1 protein-coding gene is annotated in these 1,762 nt (G+C 38.6%); it reads left to right on the top strand.

Annotated elements, in window-relative coordinates; genetic code table 11:
• Positions 1 to 1,294 (top strand): alpha-amylase (locus tag LD39_RS13690; protein WP_035547986.1); only part of this gene is annotated, 1,294 nt, incomplete at its 5' end.
• Between the last annotated feature and the right edge of the window lie 468 nt (positions 1,295 to 1,762).

Here is a 1,762-nt window from a genome sequence, read left to right on the forward strand (position 1 = left end):
AATTTATGATAATTACGACTTAGGCGAGTTTGATCAAAAGGGTACAGTTCGTACGAAATACGGAACGAAGCAAGAACTCTTAGAAGGCATAGTCGCTTGTAAAAATGTAGGAATTCAAGTTTACTCAGATGTTGTCATGAATCATAAAGCCGGTGCCGATGATACGGAGCGCTTTGAAGTGATCGAAGTAGATCCTAATGATCGATATAGAGTGGTCTCTGAGCCCTTTGAAATCGATGGATGGACAAAGTTTTCATTCCCTGCACGAAACGGGAAACATTCCTCCTTTAAATGGTCCCATTACCATTTTAACGGCACGGACTATGATGCCAACGAAGATAGAATTGGTATTTATCAAATATTAGGAGACAATAAACGCTGGAATAGACATGTTGATAAAGAATTTGGAAACTATGATTATCTCATGTTCGCTAACATTGATTACCACCATCCAGCCGTACAAGCAGAAATGCTTTACTGGGGTGAATGGTTTATTAACACAACCACATGCGACGGCCTTCGGCTAGATGCGATTAAACATATTAATCATAAATTCATCTCTGTTTTTGTTCATGCCATGCGTTTGAAATTTGGAAAAGATTTTTATTTTGTAGGTGAGTTTTGGAAGCCAGACCTAGAAGCATGTCAAAACTTCTTAAACTATGTAGATTACGAAATTGATTTATTTGATGTAAGTCTTCATTATCACTTTCACGAGGCTTCACTGGTTGGTCGTAATTATGATTTAAGTAAAATTTTTGAAGACACCCTTGTTGGTACTCATCCAACGAACGCAGTAACATTTGTTGATAATCATGATTCGCAGCCTCAAGAAGCCTTGGAGTCCTGGGTGGAAGACTGGTTCAAACCTTTGGCATATGCCCTCATCCTCCTTCGTAAAGATGGTTATCCATGCGTGTTTTACGGAGACTATATTGGTATAAATGGTGAAAATCCGATCCAAGGTAAAAAAGATATAATTGATCCGATCTTAGATGCAAGATATCATTACGCTTACGGTGACCAAAAAGACTATTTTGATCATGGAAATACAATTGGTTGGGTGAGAAAAGGCGTCTCGGACTTTCCAGGATCAGGGTGTGCCGTAGTCATGACTAATGGTGATGATGGAAAAAAACGCATGTATGTCGGAAAAAAACTCGCTGGACAAATCTGGATAGACATAACAGGTAACCATCCCTCACGCGTAAAAATTACAAAGGACGGCTTCGGGCAGTTCCGTGTGAAAAGCTCTACCGTCTCTATATACGTTAAAGAGAATGCATTAGAATAACAAGAATAAAAGCGCTAACGCGCCTTCTCCCCGTCCCAAGCATCGGTTAGTCTCTTGGGGCGTCTTTCGCTATGTCCATCGTGCTTCACAAAAAGGACACACCACTTCCACTTGTTCTCCTTTTTCTTTATCATAAGCAAAATTATCGACAACACAATCAGGAAGTGATCCATCATCTAATCCTCAATTACATGAACGACTATATCACAAAAGTGTAAAGGAATTCTGGCATCTTATTGATACTTATCTCGCCCTTTCACTTTAGTCTTTAATGCCCCTTGGGGACTACTAAAGCATATAAACAATCGTAGACTTAGAATTTTTTTCCATGGATTCTCCCCATGTTATTAGCTGCTGACTAAAGATCTACATCTGTATTCATCTAGATTATAAGTGGCTGATTATTTAAGAATAAATTAAAAGCCTCTCAAGAGTTTATAAACTCTTGAGAGGCTTTTAAATTTAGTT

The organism is Halobacillus sp. BBL2006, from assembly GCF_000786645.1.
Taxonomy (GTDB): domain Bacteria; phylum Bacillota; class Bacilli; order Bacillales; family Halobacillaceae; genus Halobacillus.